At 32.1% G+C, this 745-nt stretch carries 1 protein-coding gene; it reads left to right on the top strand.

Translation table 11 applies throughout. The features are described from left to right. Nucleotides 1-673 (top strand): dihydropteroate synthase (locus BG20_RS07470; RefSeq protein ID WP_010193043.1); only part of this gene is annotated, 673 nt, incomplete at its 5' end. Nucleotides 674-745: the final 72 nt, after the last annotated feature.

The following is a 745-nucleotide window of genomic DNA, read 5'->3' as shown; positions in this document are numbered from 1 at the left end:
GTATCTGTCTACATCCGTATCAGAAAAAACAGAATTACAAAGAGTTCTTGATGCAATCAAAGTAATTCAAAATATCTCAAATCTTCCAATCTCTGTAGATACTTGTAGAGCAAATGTTGCAAAACACGTCCTAGAATACGGAGTTGAGATAATTAATGATATTTCTGGATTAAAGTACGATCCTAAAATGATTGATGTAGTCAGGAAATATCGACCGTCTCTTGTATTGTGTGCATTTGATTCAAAGAGAGTAATTGGTGATATTCAGTCTACTAAAGATCTTTTAAAAGACAGTTTAAAACTTGCAAAGACCACTGGAATTTCATCTGATAAAATAGTTTTAGATCCAGCCATTGGTTTTTTTCGCAAGTCTGGAAAAGGATCTTTTTTTACAAAAATCAAATCTGATTGGTTTAAGCGAGATCTATCTGTAATTCAAAATCTAAAATCAATTAAGATGAACCATCCAATTTTGATCTCCGTTTCAAACAAATCATTTATTGGAAAAATACTTGGAAAAGAAAATGTTTCAGATCGATTATTTGGATCTATTGCAGCAGAGGCTGTATCTGTTCTTAATGGAGCTGATGTAATTCGCACTCATAATGTAGCTCAAACAAAGGATGCCATTACAGTTGCATCAAAACTATCTAAAAGACACAAAGGCTTATAATCCATATTTGACCATCTTTACAAGGTTTCATTGGAATTCAAAGAAGGATTAACTTTTGATGATGTTCTTCTT

The sequence above is a fragment of the Candidatus Nitrosarchaeum limnium BG20 genome, from assembly GCF_000241145.1.
Lineage (GTDB): Archaea > Thermoproteota > Nitrososphaeria > Nitrososphaerales > Nitrosopumilaceae > Nitrosarchaeum > Nitrosarchaeum limnae.
Note: the sequence above shows the minus strand (reverse complement) of the source record. Positions and strands in the feature narration are given on the sequence as shown.